Origin of the sequence: Clostridium tertium, assembly GCF_902652255.1 — a bacterium.
GTDB lineage: Bacteria > Bacillota > Clostridia > Clostridiales > Clostridiaceae > Clostridium > Clostridium tertium_A.
This window is the reverse complement of sequence record NZ_CACRTO010000047.1, coordinates 51,870-67,485: the sequence shown is the minus strand read 5'-3', so window position 1 is coordinate 67,485 and position 15,616 is coordinate 51,870. Positions and strand designations below refer to the sequence as shown.

Genomic DNA, 15,616 nt, shown 5'->3' with positions numbered 1-15,616 from the left:
AAAAAATACCCAAAAAGTGATATTATTATACTAGATAAAAATTATGTAAAAGTAGGTTTGTTATGAATAATAAGGTAAATCAATTTGTAAAGAAGAAAAAAAAGAAAAAGTTAATAAAAAGGATTATATTAGGTTTATTTGTTTTCATAATTGGAATTATTATATTTGTATATAAAGCACCTTTATTTAATTTGAAGGAAATAGGAATAAGTGGATTAGTTACAATAAGTAATGATAGTCTACAAGAAAAACTTAAATATAATATTGGAGAAAATATTTTTACTTTAAATTATAACGATATAATTAGTAAGTTAAAGGAAAATCCTTATATTAAGGATGTCAAAATAACCAAAAAAGGAATTAATAAGATTAATATTAATATTACTGAAAGTAAAGTTGCATATTACATTGAAAGTAATGGAATTTTTAGAGTAATTAATAATGATGGAATAATTGTTGAAGATACAAATGATATATCTGATAGAAAACTAGTGAAAATTTCATCCAATATAGATATTTCTAGCAAAAAAGTGGGTGACTTAATATCGGAGAATACAGAATTACCTAAAGTATTAGATGACTTTTATATTCTTATTGAAAATATGCCAGAAGGTCAAAATTTTACTCAAATAAATTTAGATAATATTAATAATATTATTTGTTTTATAGGAAATGTTGAAATAAGAGTTGGCGATAGAGAAAATCTTATGGATAAGATAAACTTAGCACTTAATTTAATTAATCAAGGAACTATCGCTAAAGGGTACATAGATATGAGTTTTGATGGACCACCAGTAATTAATATTAGTAAATGAAGGGAGATAGCTATATGAAGAAAGTTACATCACAAATATTTGTAGCAATTGTATGTGCATTATTAGGTTTTTTACTTGCTCATCAATTCAAACTATTAAACGAGAAGAATAAAGTTAATATACCTAATCAAAATTTAGATATTGTATCTGAAATAGAATCTCTTAAGAAGGAAAAGGAAGCTTTAGTTAATGCCAATAACTCTTTATCTGAAGAACTTAAAAAATTAGAAGAAACTGCAGCTGCTGAAGGGGCAGTTGAAGCTGAAATTAAAAAGCAACTAGACAATGCCAGAATGAACTTAGGATTATTAGACGTTAAGGGTCCTGGTATAACAATAACTCTTACTCCAAAGTCTAATATTTTTGGTACAAATAGCGATTCCTTTAGTCCAGTGAGTGAAGATGAAATAGTTCATATAGTTAATTCGTTAAGATTTGTAAAAGCCGAAGCAATATCAGTTAATGATATTAGAGTAACTCCTCAGAGTGGTATTAAAAACTCAGGGACATCTATATGGGTAGGGACAGAAGGTAAAGTAGATCCTAAAAGTAAAATAGTTATTAAAGCCATTGGTGATCCAAAAGTGTTAAATGCTGCAGCTACCTTTGTTGGTACTTTAGATTATGGGTCACTACTAAATTATGAACATGAAATAAAGGAAAGCGATGAAATCATTATTAATAAAACTACTCAATCATTAAAAAATGAGTATACAAAACCAGTAAACTAAGGGAGGATTAGAAATGATAGCACTTATAGGACTATTACTTGGAATAGTATTAGGATTATTATTAGATATTAACATACCGGATACGTTATCTCCCTATATGTCTGTTGCAATACTTGCTTGTTTAGATTCAGTTTTTGGAGCAGTAAGAGCTTCAATATCTAAAAATTTTAAAGCAGATATTTTTATATCAGGCTTCTTTGGTAATGCTTTATTAGCAGCAGGTCTTGCATATTTAGGAGATAAACTTGGGATTCCTGTATATATAGCAGCTGTAATAGTATTTGGAGGCAGAATATTTGATAACTTTGCTGTAATAAGAAGGTTAGTAATTGAGAAATTAAAGAATCATAAAAGAGGTGAATAAATGAAAAATTTAAAAGGAAAAGTTTTCATTTTAATTGCATCTGTTTTTACTGGATTTTTAATTATTAAAACTATTAATATAAACAGTACTCCTAAAAATATTGCTTCATTAAATGCTGTTGACTATAAAAAGGCAGTTGAAGAAAGAAATAAGCTTTATAAAGAAATTGAGGATATTCAAAGTCAAAATATTGAGTATGAATATAAGATAAATGAGTTTAAGGGAACTGATCCTGAACAAAAGAAAAAGTTAATTGAAAATATGAAAAGTCAACTTGTTGACTATGGAAGACTAAGTGGTATATCTGATGTAAAGGGGCCAGGATTAATTATTAAAATTCAAGATGCTGATATTGATAAAATCTTAGATACAAGCTTTCAAGTGAATATGAAATTATTTCATGAAGATGATTTTGCAAGAACTATTAATGAACTCAGACATGCTGGAGCTCAATCTATATCAATAAATGACCATAGAGTAATACCAAAAACAGCAGTAAGTTGTAGGTGGGTTTCTATAGGTTTTGAAGATGATTCTAGTACTATAGCTCCTTTTTATGTATACGCAATAGGTAATCCTGAGGAAATGAAGGCTCATTTATTATCAGAGAATAGCTTTATTCAAACATTACTAATAAGAGGAATTAAGGTTGAAATAGAGGAAAAAGATGAAATAATAATTCCTGCAACTAAACAAATAGTTGAACCTCAGTACATGGAAAGATATGATATCAAATAAATTAAAAAAAATATTAATATTTTGAAGGATTTTAAGACTTCTTGGAGAATTAATACATTATGTAAATTGCTAACTAGATACTTTGATAGGAGGTAATGTCTTGAATATAGGAGAAAATATAGCAGAAATAGCAAAAACTATACCAAATAATGTAACTTTAGTAGCCGTATCAAAGACTAAGCCCATAGAAGATATTGAACTAGCTTATAAAGCAAACCAAAGAGATTTTGGAGAAAATAAAGTTCAAGAACTTATACATAAAGTAGAAGTTCTTCCAAAAGATATTAGATGGCATTTTATAGGTAACTTGCAAACTAATAAAGTAAAATATATAGTTGGAAAAGTTCACCTAATACACTCATTATCTAGCATAAAATTACTTCAAAAAATTGAGAAGGAATTTTCTAAAGATAAAGTTTATGCAAATCTCTTAATTCAAATAAACATAGGAAAAGAAGAAAGCAAGGGTGGCATATTAGAAGAAGAACTTCCTAAAATGATAGAAGAAGTAGAAAAATGCGAATATTGTAAAGTAAAAGGTCTTATGACAGTTATACCAAAAGGTAATGATGAAGAAAATAGGTATTATTTTAATAAAATGAAAGCTATTTTTGATGAAATTAGTAAAAATAAGTATAAAAATATATCTATGGAAATATTATCAATGGGAATGACTCATGACTATAAGATTGCTATTGAAGAAGGATCTAATTTAATTAGAGTTGGGGAAGGAATATTTGGAAAAAGAAATTATTTAGGAGGAGATTTTAATGAGTAATATGTTTGGAAAATTAAAAGAAATAATTGGCCTTGGCGAGTACGAAGAGGAATATGATGATATAAATGATGAGGAATTAGAAGAGGAAGAAGAAGAGGAAGTAGTTACTATTGGAACTAGACAAAAAGCTAATAAAGTAGTAAATATACATACCTCATCAACAGCTAAAGTTATGGTTACAAAGCCAGTTAATTATGATGATGCAAGAGATATAGCAGATGCTATTAAGGCTAGAAAAATTGTTTTAGTTAATGCAACTACATTAGAAACTAAAGTAGCTCAAAGATTAGTTGATTTTATAAGTGGTTCTTGCTTCGTATTAGGGGCAACACTACAAGAAATTGAACAAAGAGTGTACTTACTTTCACCATCAAATGTAGAAGTAACTAATGAATTAAAAAATGAATTAAGCTCTAGAGCATTATTTAATTTTAATAAATAAGAATATTAATTTTTTAAGGAGTTGTTTTAATGCTATCTAAGGAAAAACTCCTTAATGTTTTTACGGATGAAGATATTATAGATGCTACTAAGATTTATGAAAAATATAAGTTAGCCTATGAAAAAGATATTACTGTATTCAGTAATGGTTTTTATCCACCGAATATATGGAGTTATTTTGAAAAGAATTTAAATAGCAATATTTTTTTAGTAGAAAGCAATGGTCTTTTCCAAGAGGCTGAAAGAAGGATGATTTCATTTAATAATAATTATGGAATGGATTTTCCTATTGACATAATTAAAGTTATGAATAAATCTAATTTTTCTAATTTAAAGCATAAGGATTTTCTTGGTGGTATTTTATCATTAGGAATAGAAAGAAATAAAATAGGTGATATAGTAGTAAAAGATAATACTGCTTATTTACCTGTGATTAATGATATTAGTAATTATATTTTAAGTAATTTATCTTATATAGGAAAATCTCCAGTTGAAGTTACTATATTAAATACTTTAGATGAAATGCCACAAGTAGATTTTGAAGAGATGGTAATAAATGTTTCTTCATTAAGAATTGATAGTATAGTAGCAAAACTTTGCAATTTATCTAGATCAAAAGCTATTGAGGAATTAGATTCAGGTAAAGTACTAATAGATTATGTTAAAGCTAAAGATAAGAGTCAAGAGATTATAAAGGGCTCTAGGCTTACTATTAGAGGTAGTGGAAAGTATTTAGTAGGGGATATTGTAGGCGAAACTAGAAGTGGGAAGCAAAAGGTGAGAATTAAAAAATATATTTAAATTAGAGGTGATTTTATGAAGCTTACTCCAATGGACATAAGTAACAAAGAATTTAAAAAAGGATTTAGGGGTTATGATAGTGAAGAGGTAGATGAATTTATAAATGAGATTATAGATAATTATGAAGAGCTTTATAAGGATAATTCAAGATTAAAAGAAAATTTATCTAGAGTAAATGAAAAGCTTGAGCATTATGTTAAAATTGAAAATACTATTCAAAACACATTACTATTAGCTCAAAATGCTGCAGAACAAGCTAGAGAAACTTCACAAAAGGAAGCTGAAATTATTCTCTCTAAGGCTAATGAATCTGCTCAGAAGATATTAGATAAAGCACATAACGATGTAATATTAATTAATGACGAATATGAGAAGGTTAAGCAAGAGTTTATTAAGTTTAGAGCTAAGTTCAGAAACTTTATGAATGCTCAAACAGAAACTTTTGATGAGCTTGAAAAAGATTTAACTAAGAACTATAGTATTTCTGAGCCATTAGAAAAGATGATTGAAGAAAAAAGTATAGATTTATCTAGTAAAAATGTTGAGGAAATTGAAGAATCATATAATGATGATATGGATGAAATAAAAAGTTTTTTTGCTAATGCAGAAGAATAAGAAAAACTGATTTATAGGCAGTACAGTTAATAAAAAAGTTGGGAAATTATGATGTAATATATTTAGCATTACTAATAATAGTTTGATTTTAAAACTCCTTAGGGAGTTTTTTCTTTAGTTTCAATTATGTATTGTATTTAAATATATTTTTTATCTAAAATATAAAATCTTTCAGTCTATCTATTGAGTGCAAACTAGCAATATATTATAATGTGCATAGAATTATATAAGTTTTAATGAATATTATAAATTTAAATAATTTTTATGACTTTCAATTTTAAAATAATATTAATATAAATAATTAATTGAAACATGGATAAATGGAGTTAACATATGGATAATATAAATTTTATAATAACTGAAGAAGAAAATATCGGTGATAGAATAGATAAATACTTATCTAAGAAAATAGAAGATAAATCTAGATCTTTTATTCAAGGTCTAATAGATGAAAAAAATGTTTTTGTTAATAATAAAAATGTAAAAAGCAATTATAAATTAAGATTAAATGATAACGTTACAGTTTTAATGAAAGAACCAATTGAGTTAAATGTGATTCCTGAGGATATAGATTTAAATATAGTATATGAAGATGAAGATTTAATAGTAATAAATAAGCCACAGGGGATGGTGGTACATCCAGCACCAGGAAACTATACTGGTACTTTAGTTAATGGATTATTATATCATTGTAAAGATCTATCAGGAATTAACGGAGTAATTAGACCTGGTATAGTTCATAGGATAGACAAAGATACTTCTGGAATCTTGGTTATTGCTAAGAATGATGAAGCTCATAACTTTTTATCAGAACAATTTAAAGAGCACAGTATAAAAAGAGAGTATTATGCTTTAGTAGAAGGAAAATTCTCTAAAGATGAAGGTATAGTTGATAAACCATTAGGTAGAAATAAAAAAGATAGACTTAAGATGGCAATAATTGAAGATGGGAAACGAGCTGTTACTCATTATAAGGTTTTAGAGTCTTATAATAATGGGACTACATTAGTAAAATGTAACTTAGAAACTGGTAGAACTCATCAAATTAGAGTTCATATGGCATCTATTGGACACCCATTAGTTGGAGATCCTTTATATGGTCTTAAAAAGCAAAAGTTTAAATTAAATGGTCAGGTTTTACATGCTAAATCATTAGGATTTATTCACCCAAGAAGTAAAGAATATATGGAGTTTGACTCAGAACTACCTGATTATTTTGAAAAGTTATTGGAATCATTAAGAAAGTAGAGGTGTTATAAGTGAAATTAAAGGCAAATCTATTAGACGAAAAAGCTATTAAAAGAAGTTTAATAAGAATTTCTCACGAAATAATTGAAAAAAACAAAGGTATAGAAGATATTGTATTAATAGGTATAAAAAGAAGAGGTTATCCTATTGCAAAGAGAATAGCTAAAAATATCGAAAGTATTGAGGGAGTAAAAATACCAGTTGGTTATGTAGATATTACTCTTTATAGAGATGATATTACTGAGCTACAAGATTCACCTGAAGTTAACAGTTTAAATCTTGGTGTTGAGGTAATAGGAAAGAAAATAATATTAGTTGATGATGTATTATATACATGTAGAACTGTAAGAGCTGCAATTGATGCAATAATTGACAGTGGAAGACCAGCTCAAATTCAATTAGCTGTATTGATTGATAGAGGACATAAAGAATTACCAATAAGAGCAGACTTTGTTGGTAAAAACATTCCTACTTCAAAGAGTGAGATAATAGCAGTAGAAATTGAAGAAATAGATAATAATGACTCAGTAAAGATATACGAATGATGTAAGGAGATATATATGGAATATGATTTAATAGCAACCACTACCTTTGGGCTTGAAGGAATTACTGCAAAAGAACTAAAGGCTTTAGGCTATGAAGATTTAAGGACTGAAAATGGAAAAGTCTATTTTTCTGGTGATGAAATGGATATAGCAATAGCGAATATACATTTAAGAACAGCAGATAGAGTTTTAATAAAAATGGCTGAATTTGAAGCAAGAAGTTTTGAAGAATTATTTCAAGGAACAAAAAATGTAAAATGGAGTGAGCTTATACCTGTAAATGGAATAATGCATGTTAATGGTAAGTCAGTAAAATCAACTCTACATAGTGTTCCAGACTGTCAATCTATAGTAAAAAAGGCTATAGTAGACAGTATGAGTGCAGATTACGGAGTTTCACATTTTTCTGAAGATGGACCATTATATAAGATAGAAGTAGCTATTCTTAAGGATGTTGTAACTTTAACTATAGATACATCAGGTCCAGGACTTCATAAAAGAGGGTATAGAGAAGAGGCTGGAGCTGCCCCATTAAAAGAAACTTTAGCTGCAGCTATGGTGCTAATTTCTAGATGGAAAGAAGACTTTGCTTTAGTAGATCCATTTTGCGGTTCAGGAACTATCTTAATAGAAGCTGCAATGATAATGCAAAATATTGCGCCAGGAATGTGTAGATCTTTTACTTGTGAAACATGGCCTAGTATGGATGAAGAAATCTTCGAACAAGTAAGAGACGGTGCAGAAAGGGCTATAAAGCACAAAGATATTAAACTCTTAGGATATGATATTGATGGAAGAATACTTAAAGTAGCTAGAAGAAATGCTGAAAAAGCAGGAGTTTCAAACTATATAGAATTCCATAAAAGAGACTTTAAAGAGTTTTCTAGTTCTGAAAAATATGGATTTATAATTTCTAATCCTCCTTATGGTGAAAGATTAGGAGAAAAGAAAGAAGTAGAAGAGCTATACAAGATATTTGGTGGATATAAAAAGAGATTATCTAATTGGGACTTTAATATCCTAACTTCATATGAAAACTTTGAAAGCCCTTTTGATATAAAATCAAGTAAGAATAGAAAATTATATAATGGGAAATTAAAATGTTACTATTATCAATATTTTGATAATGAACTAATAAAAAATAATGGTGATATGTTAATAAACCACATTTAGATGAATAAATAATTAATATTAAAAATATTTTGTTAGAAGTATAAATACAAGTGTTATTAAGAGATAAAGTTTCCAAATAATATAAATTATTCGACTGGAAGGCTGCAGTGAAGAGGAAATTATATTATTGGAAACTTTATTGTTATATATTCTTTTATTGTATTTCTAGATTTAAATCTTCATAAAGACTTGGCTCTACATATAAAGTATAGTTTGTATGATAAATAACCATACCAGGTTTTGAACCATTTGGCTTTTTAATATTCTTAACCTTTGTATAGTCAACTGGTACCTTAGTAGAGTTTTTAGCCTTGCTATAATATGCGGCTAAAACTGCTGCCTCTTCTAAAGATCTATCAGAAGGGTTATCACTACATAAAATAACATGAGAACCAGGTATATTCTTAGTATGAAGCCAGTAGTGATTTTTATTAGCAAACTTTAAAGTTAAGTTATCGTTTTGAATATTATTTTTACCAATATATATATCGATACCATCTGAGGATTTTAAATGAATAGGTTTTGAAGTCTTAGTCTTTTTATTATTTTTATTATTTCCTTTAAACCTTAAGTATCCAGTCTCAACTAATTCTTTTTTTATCTCATCAATTTCATCATAACTATCGCAGTTTAATATGTTAGTTAAAACTGAGTTTAAATACTCTAATTCTTCATTGTTTTTTTCAAGTTGCTCTATAGCAGATTCTTCTGATTTTTTTAACTTATTATATTTTTTATAATAATATTGTATATTTTCAGAAGGACTTTTATTTTCATCTAATTTGATATTAAGATATTCTTCTTTTTCTTCATTATAGAAATTCAATACTTCTATATTTTTTTGACCTTTATTAATCATGTAAATATATGAAGTTAATAAATCACCATTTATTTTATATGAATCTTTTTTTGAACATTCTTTTAAAATATCCTTTAGCTTCTTTTCCTTATTAATGCATCTATCTATATTAGTAGTAATAAGTCTTTGCATATCAACACTTCTACTTTGAAGTCTATCTTGCTTATCCTTAGCAGCAAAGTACTTATCAAGTAGAGTATTCGGATCATTAAATTCAACTTCCTCGTATTCTTTATCTAAATTAAATAAATTTACACAATGAAAATCCTTAACTGATTTGTCATCCTTATAAATTTTATACGAAAAAATATTTTCAATATTTTCTATAAAATTTTTAAAGGAATTATAAAAAAATTCCTTATTTATGGTATTATTATCATAAGAGAATTTTTTGTATAGATTCTTAGATAATGATTTACTTATACCAGTAAAAATATTAGAAAAAATATTTTCATTAATAGAAATATCATTGTTTAAAATATATGAGTTATAGTTTTCATAAGAAAAATCAAAGGGATTTAACTTAGTTGATATTGGAGGATATACATATTCCACTCCTGGATATAATACTCTGTAAGTATTTTTATCTAGTGATAAGTGTTTAATACATTCCATAACCTTTTTATCTCTGTCTCTTACAAGGGTTATATTACTATGTCTCCCCATAATTTCTACAACTAAGACATATTTGCTATCAAATCCAAGCTCATCTGTAGATTCTATATGAATTTCTATAATTCTATCACCATTTAATTGAACTATATCAGTTATTTTACCACCAATTAAGTATTTTCTCATTACCATTGCAAACATGGGTGCTTGAAGTGGGTTTGGTTTACTTATATTAGTAATATGAATTCTAGGGAATTTTGAAGATGCAGAGATTAGAAGCTTAATATTCTCTCTTCCCTTTCTTAATGTTAAAATTATTTCATCTTTTTCTGGTTGATTTATTTTATCTATTTTTGAATTTAATATTGATTTTTTAAAATCATATACTAAACTATATAAGTAGATACCATCTAATGCCATAAGTATCATCCTTTCTTTGGTAATAACATAATGATAGTATAACATTTAGTAATTAGATTTTTCAATGGCATATAAAGCTAATAGGAGGGGTTTTATGAATTTTATAAAGATGCAAGGCTTAGGAAATGATTTTATTTTTATAATGGATAAAGAAGAAAATTACCTAAAAGATGAACTAGAAATAGCTAAAAAGGTCTGCGATAGAAGATTTGGAATAGGTGCAGATGGTCTAGTTATTATCAGAAACTCTGAAATAGCTGATGCCAAGATGATAATTATAAATAGTGATGGTTCAAGAGCTAATATGTGTGGAAATGCTATTAGATGTTTTGCTAAATATTTATATGAGCGAGGAATTATTAAAAAGGATAATATAAGCATTGAAACTGGTGATGGAGTTAAGATTGCTGAGTTATTTATAAATGAAGATGATAAAGTTGATTTAGTAAGAGTTAATATGGGAAAACCTAGTTTTAAAGGTGAAGACGTTAAGTTAGATAATAAAGAGCAGTTAATTAATGAAGTTGTAAAGATTAATGATAAAGAATATAAATTAACTTCCTTACTAATGGGAGTACCTCATACAATATTAATTAATAATAATGATGAATATTCTATGGACGATGGAAAAATAATAGAAAAGTCTAGTTTATTTAGAGAAAATACTAATGTCAATTTAGTTAAAATAAATAATAAGGAAAGCATAGAAGTAAAGACGTGGGAAAGAGGGGCTGGAGCTACTCTTGCTTGTGGAACTGGCTGTTGTGCATCTTTAGTAGCTTTAAATAGACTTGGGCTATGTGAATCTAAAGCTAAAATAACTACATTAGGTGGAAATCTGATAGTAGAAATAATAAATGGCTATGTTTTTATGACTGGTGAAGCAACATTTATTTGTAGTGGGATAGTATTAATTTAAAGAGGGATAAAATGAATAAAAGAAGGAGAAAAAAAGTTTTCCTTAGTGGGTTTATTATTTTAATGAATATTTCTATTTTAGGTTGTAAGAACAGTACTGTGGTTGAGGAACCTACGATAGAGATTTCTAAAGGTGCAATTGCTATAGAAAACTCTGGTGAGTATAAGATATATAATTTAAAGGATAATAAGTATGAGATTTTAGAAACAGATTATATTATAACTTATTTTGATGAAATCTCTGGTACTTTTGTTTTTAATGACAATGGCGTTGTGAAGGTTCATAGTTCATCAAAAGAATATGCTATTGAAGAAGGTGAAGCTATTGTATCATCCAAGATATCTGTAGGAGGGAAATATCTTTCTTACTTTATAAAAGATGGATATTTAGATTTAAAAATAAAAGATATAGAAAGTGGTAGCTATGTTGATTTTAATAGTAATGTTGTAATATCTGGAGAGTTACTAGATTGGCTAGATGAAGATACATTAGTATACTATGGGATAGATGATAATAAAAATAATGGGATTTTTACATATAATATATCTGAAAAAAAAGAAAGCTTATTATTTAAATTAGACCTAGGTTATGTAGAGTACCTAAAAGCTATTGAGGAGAATTTAATTATAGTTCAAGAAAAAGATAATAAGGAAAGATATTTAAAAGTAATAAACAATCAAGGTGAATTAGTAGAAACAATTGATAAGATAGTTGAAGTAAGTGATGTTGAAGTTAGTAAATATGGTATATATATTTTAGGAAAACTTGAAAACAATAATTACTCCTTGTACAAATATAGTAATAATTCTATTAAAAGATTAATTTATGATTTTCCTAAATTAATTAATCTTGAAAAAGGATTATCAAGAGATAATGATGGAAATATAATATTTGTAGGAGGAGATGATGGTGATACAGAAAAACTATATGTTTCTGTAGATGAAACTATATCATCACTTGAAGCTAGTGAAGGAAAATATTATTTTATAGATTTTAATTAATTGATTAAAAGAGCTGCATTAATGCAGCTCTTTTATTTATATAGAATTTAATATAAATAGATATAAACTAGAAACTAAAATAATTATTAAAATTCTTTTAGATAATTTATTTAAGATATGTAAGCTAGATATTTGTATTAGAGTCCTATATTTTAATATAAATATTTATATAAATAATTGGATTTAAATTATAAAGACCTGTTTAAAAGCCTTAATAATGGACAGAATTTTAATGGTGATGTAATGAAAAAATTGGATATAAATAAAATTGATTTAAGTGTAACTAGAAAAATTAATAAACTTAAGGCTATGGAAAACTGTATTCTTCCTCTGTATATAGAAGGAGATGAAGTAATAGTATTAGTAGCTTCAAGTGAAGATAGTAAATTAAATAAAAACGAACTGGAGTTTCTATATAATAAAAAGATTAAAGCAATTATTAGTGATAAAGACTATGTTGTTAACCTAATAAATAATGTTTTTCTAGGTGAAGATGAAAATTTATTAGATAAGATAGTGGAAGAAGCAATAATGACTAATGCCTCTGATATTCATTTTGAGCCTCAAAAGAATGATATTCTAATTAGAATAAGAATTGATGGGATTTTAATTTCATATGGAAAGATAACAGAATTAGAATATCAAAGGCTTTTATCTAGGATTAAAGTGCTAGGTAATATGGATATAACAGAAAGAAGGCGTCCTCAAGATGGAAAATCAACAATTACAATAATAAGTAAGGTGTATGACTTAAGAATATCAACAATACCTATAACTTATGGAGAAAAGCTAGTAATAAGGATATTATATGGAGAAGTGTTTTGTCATGACTTAAAAACTTTAAATATGACTATGGACCAAAGAGAAAGGCTTAATAAAATTATAGCTTTAAAAAATGGCTTAGTATTGGTTAATGGTCCAACTGGAAGTGGTAAATCAACAACTTTGTATTCTATTTTGAAGGAAATTAATCGAGGTGAAGTAAATATCACAACTTTAGAGGATCCAGTTGAAGTTTTGATTAAAGGAGTTAATCAAGTAAGTTTAAATAGGAAGGCTAATATTACTTTTGCTAATGGACTTAGAAGTATATTAAGACAAGATCCAGATATTTTGATGATAGGTGAAATAAGGGATGAAGAAACGGCAAGTTTGGTAGTTACAGCTTCGTTAACAGGGCATAAAGTTTACTCAACTATTCATACTAAAACGCCTAGGGAAGTTTATTATAGGCTAGAAGATATGGGAATAAAGCAATATTTAATAAAGGACTCTATAGTCGGTATAATTTCTCAGAGATTAATTAGAGTATTATGTAATGAGTGTAAGGAAGTAGATAAAGAATTAATATTTAGGAATAGGAAAGTAAAGGCTTTTAAGAAAAAGGGTTGTAAGTTATGTAACTATACTGGCTATAAAGGAAGGACTGTTGTAAGTTCTGTAGTTTATATAGATGATAAAATTAAGAAAATAATTTCAAATATTTACCAGGAAATAATCGAGCTTAGTAATTATGAAATGATAAGCAATTTAGAGGACTTATTTATAAAAGGAGATATTACCTATCTGGATTATAATAATTTTTTATTAGAAGAAGGACTAAACTATGAGGAAAATAAAATTATCATTTAATAAAGTAAGCTATAGTAATTTATGTTTAATAGCTAGCAATATGGCTCTTTTACATAAAGAAGGTATTTCTTTGATTTTAATATTTGATTTGCTTAAAGAGCTTCCTTTAAATAAAAATTACTTGAAGAGTTTAGATAAAATTAAAGTTTCAGTATTAGAGGGCAAATCATTAAGTGATGCATTTAAAGATTATAGTGAATTGTATCCAGAGTTCTTTATAGGAATGATAGCATTGGGAGAAAAGAGTGGCAATCTCTATGAAGTATTAATAGGATTAGAAAAGTACTATGATAAAATTAGTTTTATAAGAAATACTACGAAGAATACTTTATCATATCCCACTTTTCTATTTGTAGCTACTATTTTAGTAGTTATCTTTATGATTCTATATACTATTCCAAGTCTTCATGAATTTTATATAAGCTTAAATATAGTTGAGCCTTTAATATCTAAGTTGTGTTATGATTTTTCTAATTTTATAAAGAGGGAGCCTCTTATATTTATAATATATTTTCTGTGTTGGGGAATAATAATACCTTATTTAATTTATAAATCATTACTTAAAAATAAGATAATTATTTTATTAAATAGTATTGGAATATATAAGGAGTTTATCGAATTTGTCTTTATATCTATTTTATCAATAATTATAAAAAGTGGAGTAAATTTATCTAATGGGTTAGTTTATTCATCTACAAGTTTTAAGAATAGAGATTTAAAAGATAGATTCATCTTTCTGAATTCAAGTATTTTAAAAGGTGAAAGTATATCAGATACTATCAAAAGGAAAGGAGAGTATTCAAACTATACTAAATCTATAATTAAACTTGGGGAAGAGGGTGGATCTATGGACGAAAGACTTGAATCTTTAAGTATGTACCTAGAGAAAAGATTGATTTCAAGGATTAATAGGTATATGGCTATACTGCAACCAGTTTCTGTAATTATCATGGGCGGTTTTGTAGTTATCTTCATGCTCATTTTTATAATGCCTTTATTTGGAGCCTTACTTGATGGAGGGTTTCAATGAAGAAGGGGTACACCTTAGTTGAATTAATAGTTGTATTATCTATAATTATAGTTTTAACTAGTTTATCTACTTTAGGATATAAATTTTATAAGAGTTCATTAGAAGAGATGAAGTTAAATAGCACGGTCTTAGAAGTAAGGGATTTATTAAGCTTTAGTAAGGCTTATTGTAGGAAAAATAAGATATATGGGAATCTTATAGTTGCTAGTGATAGAAAAAGTATAACTTTTACAGTAGATAATAGAAAAGCTCCTATTAAAAAAGTTATTGAGCTTGAAGATAGTCTTGAAATAGGAAGCAATTTTGGAGGAAATAATACTGTCAATGAAGAGGGATTTATTACAAAAGCAGGTACTATTAATATTAGAAATAATTTTAATAATAAATTTTTTGAAATAAAGGTATCAGTAGGAAATGATATTATAAGGGTTAGTGATAAGAATGAAGGAGATATTATAGATTGAAAAAAGGTAATACTTTAGTAGAAGTTATTGTTTCACTTGCAATTATTTTGATGGCTCTAACTATTGTAAGCCAAATTATAATAATGAGTACTAAAGCGTTAAATAAAAGAAAAGTGAAAGAAGAAGCTGAAAGAATAGCTTATGCTATAGAAAATGAAGCTAAATATAATAATAATTTTAGAGATTTAGGTGAAGAGTTAACTTTTAGATATTCAAAGGATATTTTAAATATATTAATTCAGGAACCTCTTACTGCTTTAGAAAGAGGAGATGATATAATTCTTAAAAGAATAAATGATATAACTAAAGAAGATAGTGAGGATAAAACTCTAATATATAAGTACTCTATTAAGGTTAAGGATGATAATGGAGGTGTTTTAGCTGAAAGGGAATTTATTAAGTCTTATTGGATGGAGAAAAAATAAGAAGG

General features: G+C 26.8%; 18 protein-coding genes. 17 read left to right on the top strand and 1 reads right to left on the bottom strand.

Annotated features, from left to right (window positions below; genetic code table 11):
• The first annotated feature begins 62 nt into the window (after positions 1-62).
• The 11 genes from GPX08_RS15130 to GPX08_RS15080 all read left to right on the top strand — a co-directional run bounded on the left by GPX08_RS15130 (position 63) and on the right by GPX08_RS15080 (position 8,249).
• On the top strand, positions 63-815 hold the full coding sequence (locus tag GPX08_RS15130; RefSeq protein ID WP_156627661.1) for an FtsQ-type POTRA domain-containing protein: 753 nt from the start codon (positions 63-65) through the stop codon (positions 813-815).
• A 14-nt stretch (positions 816-829) separates the two neighbouring features.
• Positions 830-1,546, top strand: a complete 717-nt coding sequence (locus GPX08_RS15125; protein WP_156627660.1) for a DUF881 domain-containing protein — start codon at positions 830-832, stop codon at positions 1,544-1,546.
• 13 nt (positions 1,547-1,559) lie between these two features.
• Positions 1,560-1,910 carry a DUF1290 domain-containing protein gene (locus tag GPX08_RS15120; RefSeq protein WP_156627659.1) on the top strand — a complete coding sequence of 117 codons (351 nt, stop codon included), beginning with the start codon at positions 1,560-1,562 and terminating at the stop codon, positions 1,908-1,910.
• Entirely contained in the window at positions 1,911-2,648 is a 738-nt protein-coding gene (locus GPX08_RS15115; RefSeq protein WP_156627658.1) for a DUF881 domain-containing protein, read from the top strand.
• A 100-nt stretch (positions 2,649-2,748) separates the two neighbouring features.
• Positions 2,749-3,426: a YggS family pyridoxal phosphate-dependent enzyme gene (locus tag GPX08_RS15110; RefSeq protein ID WP_156627657.1), complete on the top strand. Its 678-nt coding sequence runs from the start codon at positions 2,749-2,751 to the stop codon at positions 3,424-3,426.
• Positions 3,419-3,868 (top strand): cell division protein SepF, encoded by a 450-nt coding sequence (sepF, locus tag GPX08_RS15105; RefSeq protein ID WP_156627656.1) that lies wholly within the window; start codon positions 3,419-3,421, stop codon positions 3,866-3,868. The genes GPX08_RS15110 and sepF overlap by 8 nt, the downstream gene beginning before the upstream one ends.
• A 29-nt stretch (positions 3,869-3,897) precedes the next feature.
• Positions 3,898-4,668: an RNA-binding protein gene (locus GPX08_RS15100; RefSeq protein WP_156627655.1), complete on the top strand. Its 771-nt coding sequence runs from the start codon at positions 3,898-3,900 to the stop codon at positions 4,666-4,668.
• 15 nt (positions 4,669-4,683) lie between these two features.
• On the top strand, positions 4,684-5,283 hold the full coding sequence (locus GPX08_RS15095; RefSeq protein WP_156627654.1) for a DivIVA domain-containing protein: 600 nt from the start codon (positions 4,684-4,686) through the stop codon (positions 5,281-5,283).
• 333 nt (positions 5,284-5,616) lie between these two features.
• Entirely contained in the window at positions 5,617-6,531 is a 915-nt protein-coding gene (locus tag GPX08_RS15090) for an RluA family pseudouridine synthase (RefSeq protein ID WP_156627653.1), read from the top strand.
• A gap of 11 nt (positions 6,532-6,542) precedes the next feature.
• Complete coding sequence (gene pyrR / locus GPX08_RS15085) at positions 6,543-7,076, top strand: bifunctional pyr operon transcriptional regulator/uracil phosphoribosyltransferase PyrR (RefSeq protein WP_156627652.1); 534 nt, start codon at positions 6,543-6,545, stop codon at positions 7,074-7,076.
• A gap of 15 nt (positions 7,077-7,091) precedes the next feature.
• Positions 7,092-8,249, top strand: a complete 1,158-nt coding sequence (locus GPX08_RS15080) for a methyltransferase (RefSeq protein ID WP_156627651.1) — start codon at positions 7,092-7,094, stop codon at positions 8,247-8,249.
• Positions 8,250-8,403: 154 nt separating this feature from the next.
• On the opposite strand, the gene GPX08_RS15075 is transcribed toward GPX08_RS15080, so the two are convergent.
• Complete coding sequence (locus tag GPX08_RS15075) at positions 8,404-10,140, bottom strand: DUF814 domain-containing protein (protein ID WP_156627650.1); 1,737 nt, start codon at positions 10,138-10,140, stop codon at positions 8,404-8,406.
• A gap of 94 nt (positions 10,141-10,234) precedes the next feature.
• Here GPX08_RS15075 and GPX08_RS15070 point away from each other — a divergent pair, with 94 nt between their 5' ends.
• From GPX08_RS15070 to GPX08_RS15045, 6 genes are all read left to right on the top strand, one after another.
• Positions 10,235-11,059 carry a diaminopimelate epimerase gene (locus GPX08_RS15070; protein ID WP_156627649.1) on the top strand — a complete coding sequence of 275 codons (825 nt, stop codon included), beginning with the start codon at positions 10,235-10,237 and terminating at the stop codon, positions 11,057-11,059.
• 11 nt (positions 11,060-11,070) lie between these two features.
• Positions 11,071-12,060, top strand: coding sequence for a hypothetical protein (locus tag GPX08_RS15065; protein ID WP_156627648.1), 990 nt, complete (start codon positions 11,071-11,073; stop codon positions 12,058-12,060).
• A gap of 243 nt (positions 12,061-12,303) precedes the next feature.
• Positions 12,304-13,692, top strand: a complete 1,389-nt coding sequence (locus GPX08_RS15060) for a type II/IV secretion system protein (protein WP_156627647.1) — start codon at positions 12,304-12,306, stop codon at positions 13,690-13,692.
• A complete protein-coding gene (locus GPX08_RS15055; RefSeq protein WP_156627646.1) occupies positions 13,667-14,722 on the top strand; it encodes a pilus assembly protein in 1,056 nt (351 codons plus the stop codon). Before GPX08_RS15060 ends, GPX08_RS15055 begins: the two co-directional genes overlap by 26 nt.
• The gene (locus GPX08_RS15050) at positions 14,719-15,186 is read left to right on the top strand and encodes a prepilin-type N-terminal cleavage/methylation domain-containing protein (protein WP_156627645.1); all 468 of its coding nucleotides are present in this window, start codon (positions 14,719-14,721) and stop codon (positions 15,184-15,186) included. Before GPX08_RS15055 ends, GPX08_RS15050 begins: the two co-directional genes overlap by 4 nt.
• On the top strand, positions 15,183-15,611 hold the full coding sequence (locus GPX08_RS15045) for a prepilin-type N-terminal cleavage/methylation domain-containing protein (RefSeq protein WP_156627644.1): 429 nt from the start codon (positions 15,183-15,185) through the stop codon (positions 15,609-15,611). The genes GPX08_RS15050 and GPX08_RS15045 overlap by 4 nt, the downstream gene beginning before the upstream one ends.
• The last annotated feature ends 5 nt before the right edge of the window (positions 15,612-15,616 follow it).

Excerpts from the sequence above, each read along its gene's own strand:
- GPX08_RS15130 (WP_156627661.1), top strand. The coding sequence starts at position 63 with ATGAATAATAAGGTAAATCAATTTGTAAAGAAGAAAAAAAAGAAAAAG.
- sepF (WP_156627656.1), top strand. The coding sequence starts at position 3,419 with ATGAGTAATATGTTTGGAAAATTAAAAGAAATAATTGGCCTTGGCGAG.
- GPX08_RS15070 (WP_156627649.1), top strand. The coding sequence starts at position 10,235 with ATGAATTTTATAAAGATGCAAGGCTTAGGAAATGATTTTATTTTTATA.
- GPX08_RS15050 (WP_156627645.1), top strand. The coding sequence starts at position 14,719 with ATGAAGAAGGGGTACACCTTAGTTGAATTAATAGTTGTATTATCTATA.
- GPX08_RS15100 (WP_156627655.1), top strand. The coding sequence starts at position 3,898 with ATGCTATCTAAGGAAAAACTCCTTAATGTTTTTACGGATGAAGATATT.
- GPX08_RS15125 (WP_156627660.1), top strand. The coding sequence starts at position 830 with ATGAAGAAAGTTACATCACAAATATTTGTAGCAATTGTATGTGCATTA.
- GPX08_RS15065 (WP_156627648.1), top strand. The coding sequence starts at position 11,071 with ATGAATAAAAGAAGGAGAAAAAAAGTTTTCCTTAGTGGGTTTATTATT.
- GPX08_RS15080 (WP_156627651.1), top strand. The coding sequence starts at position 7,092 with ATGGAATATGATTTAATAGCAACCACTACCTTTGGGCTTGAAGGAATT.
- GPX08_RS15115 (WP_156627658.1), top strand. The coding sequence starts at position 1,911 with ATGAAAAATTTAAAAGGAAAAGTTTTCATTTTAATTGCATCTGTTTTT.
- GPX08_RS15090 (WP_156627653.1), top strand. The coding sequence starts at position 5,617 with ATGGATAATATAAATTTTATAATAACTGAAGAAGAAAATATCGGTGAT.
- GPX08_RS15055 (WP_156627646.1), top strand. The coding sequence starts at position 13,667 with ATGAGGAAAATAAAATTATCATTTAATAAAGTAAGCTATAGTAATTTA.
- GPX08_RS15120 (WP_156627659.1), top strand. The coding sequence starts at position 1,560 with ATGATAGCACTTATAGGACTATTACTTGGAATAGTATTAGGATTATTA.
- GPX08_RS15075 (WP_156627650.1), bottom strand. The coding sequence starts at position 10,140 with ATGGCATTAGATGGTATCTACTTATATAGTTTAGTATATGATTTTAAA.
- GPX08_RS15060 (WP_156627647.1), top strand. The coding sequence starts at position 12,304 with ATGAAAAAATTGGATATAAATAAAATTGATTTAAGTGTAACTAGAAAA.
- GPX08_RS15095 (WP_156627654.1), top strand. The coding sequence starts at position 4,684 with ATGAAGCTTACTCCAATGGACATAAGTAACAAAGAATTTAAAAAAGGA.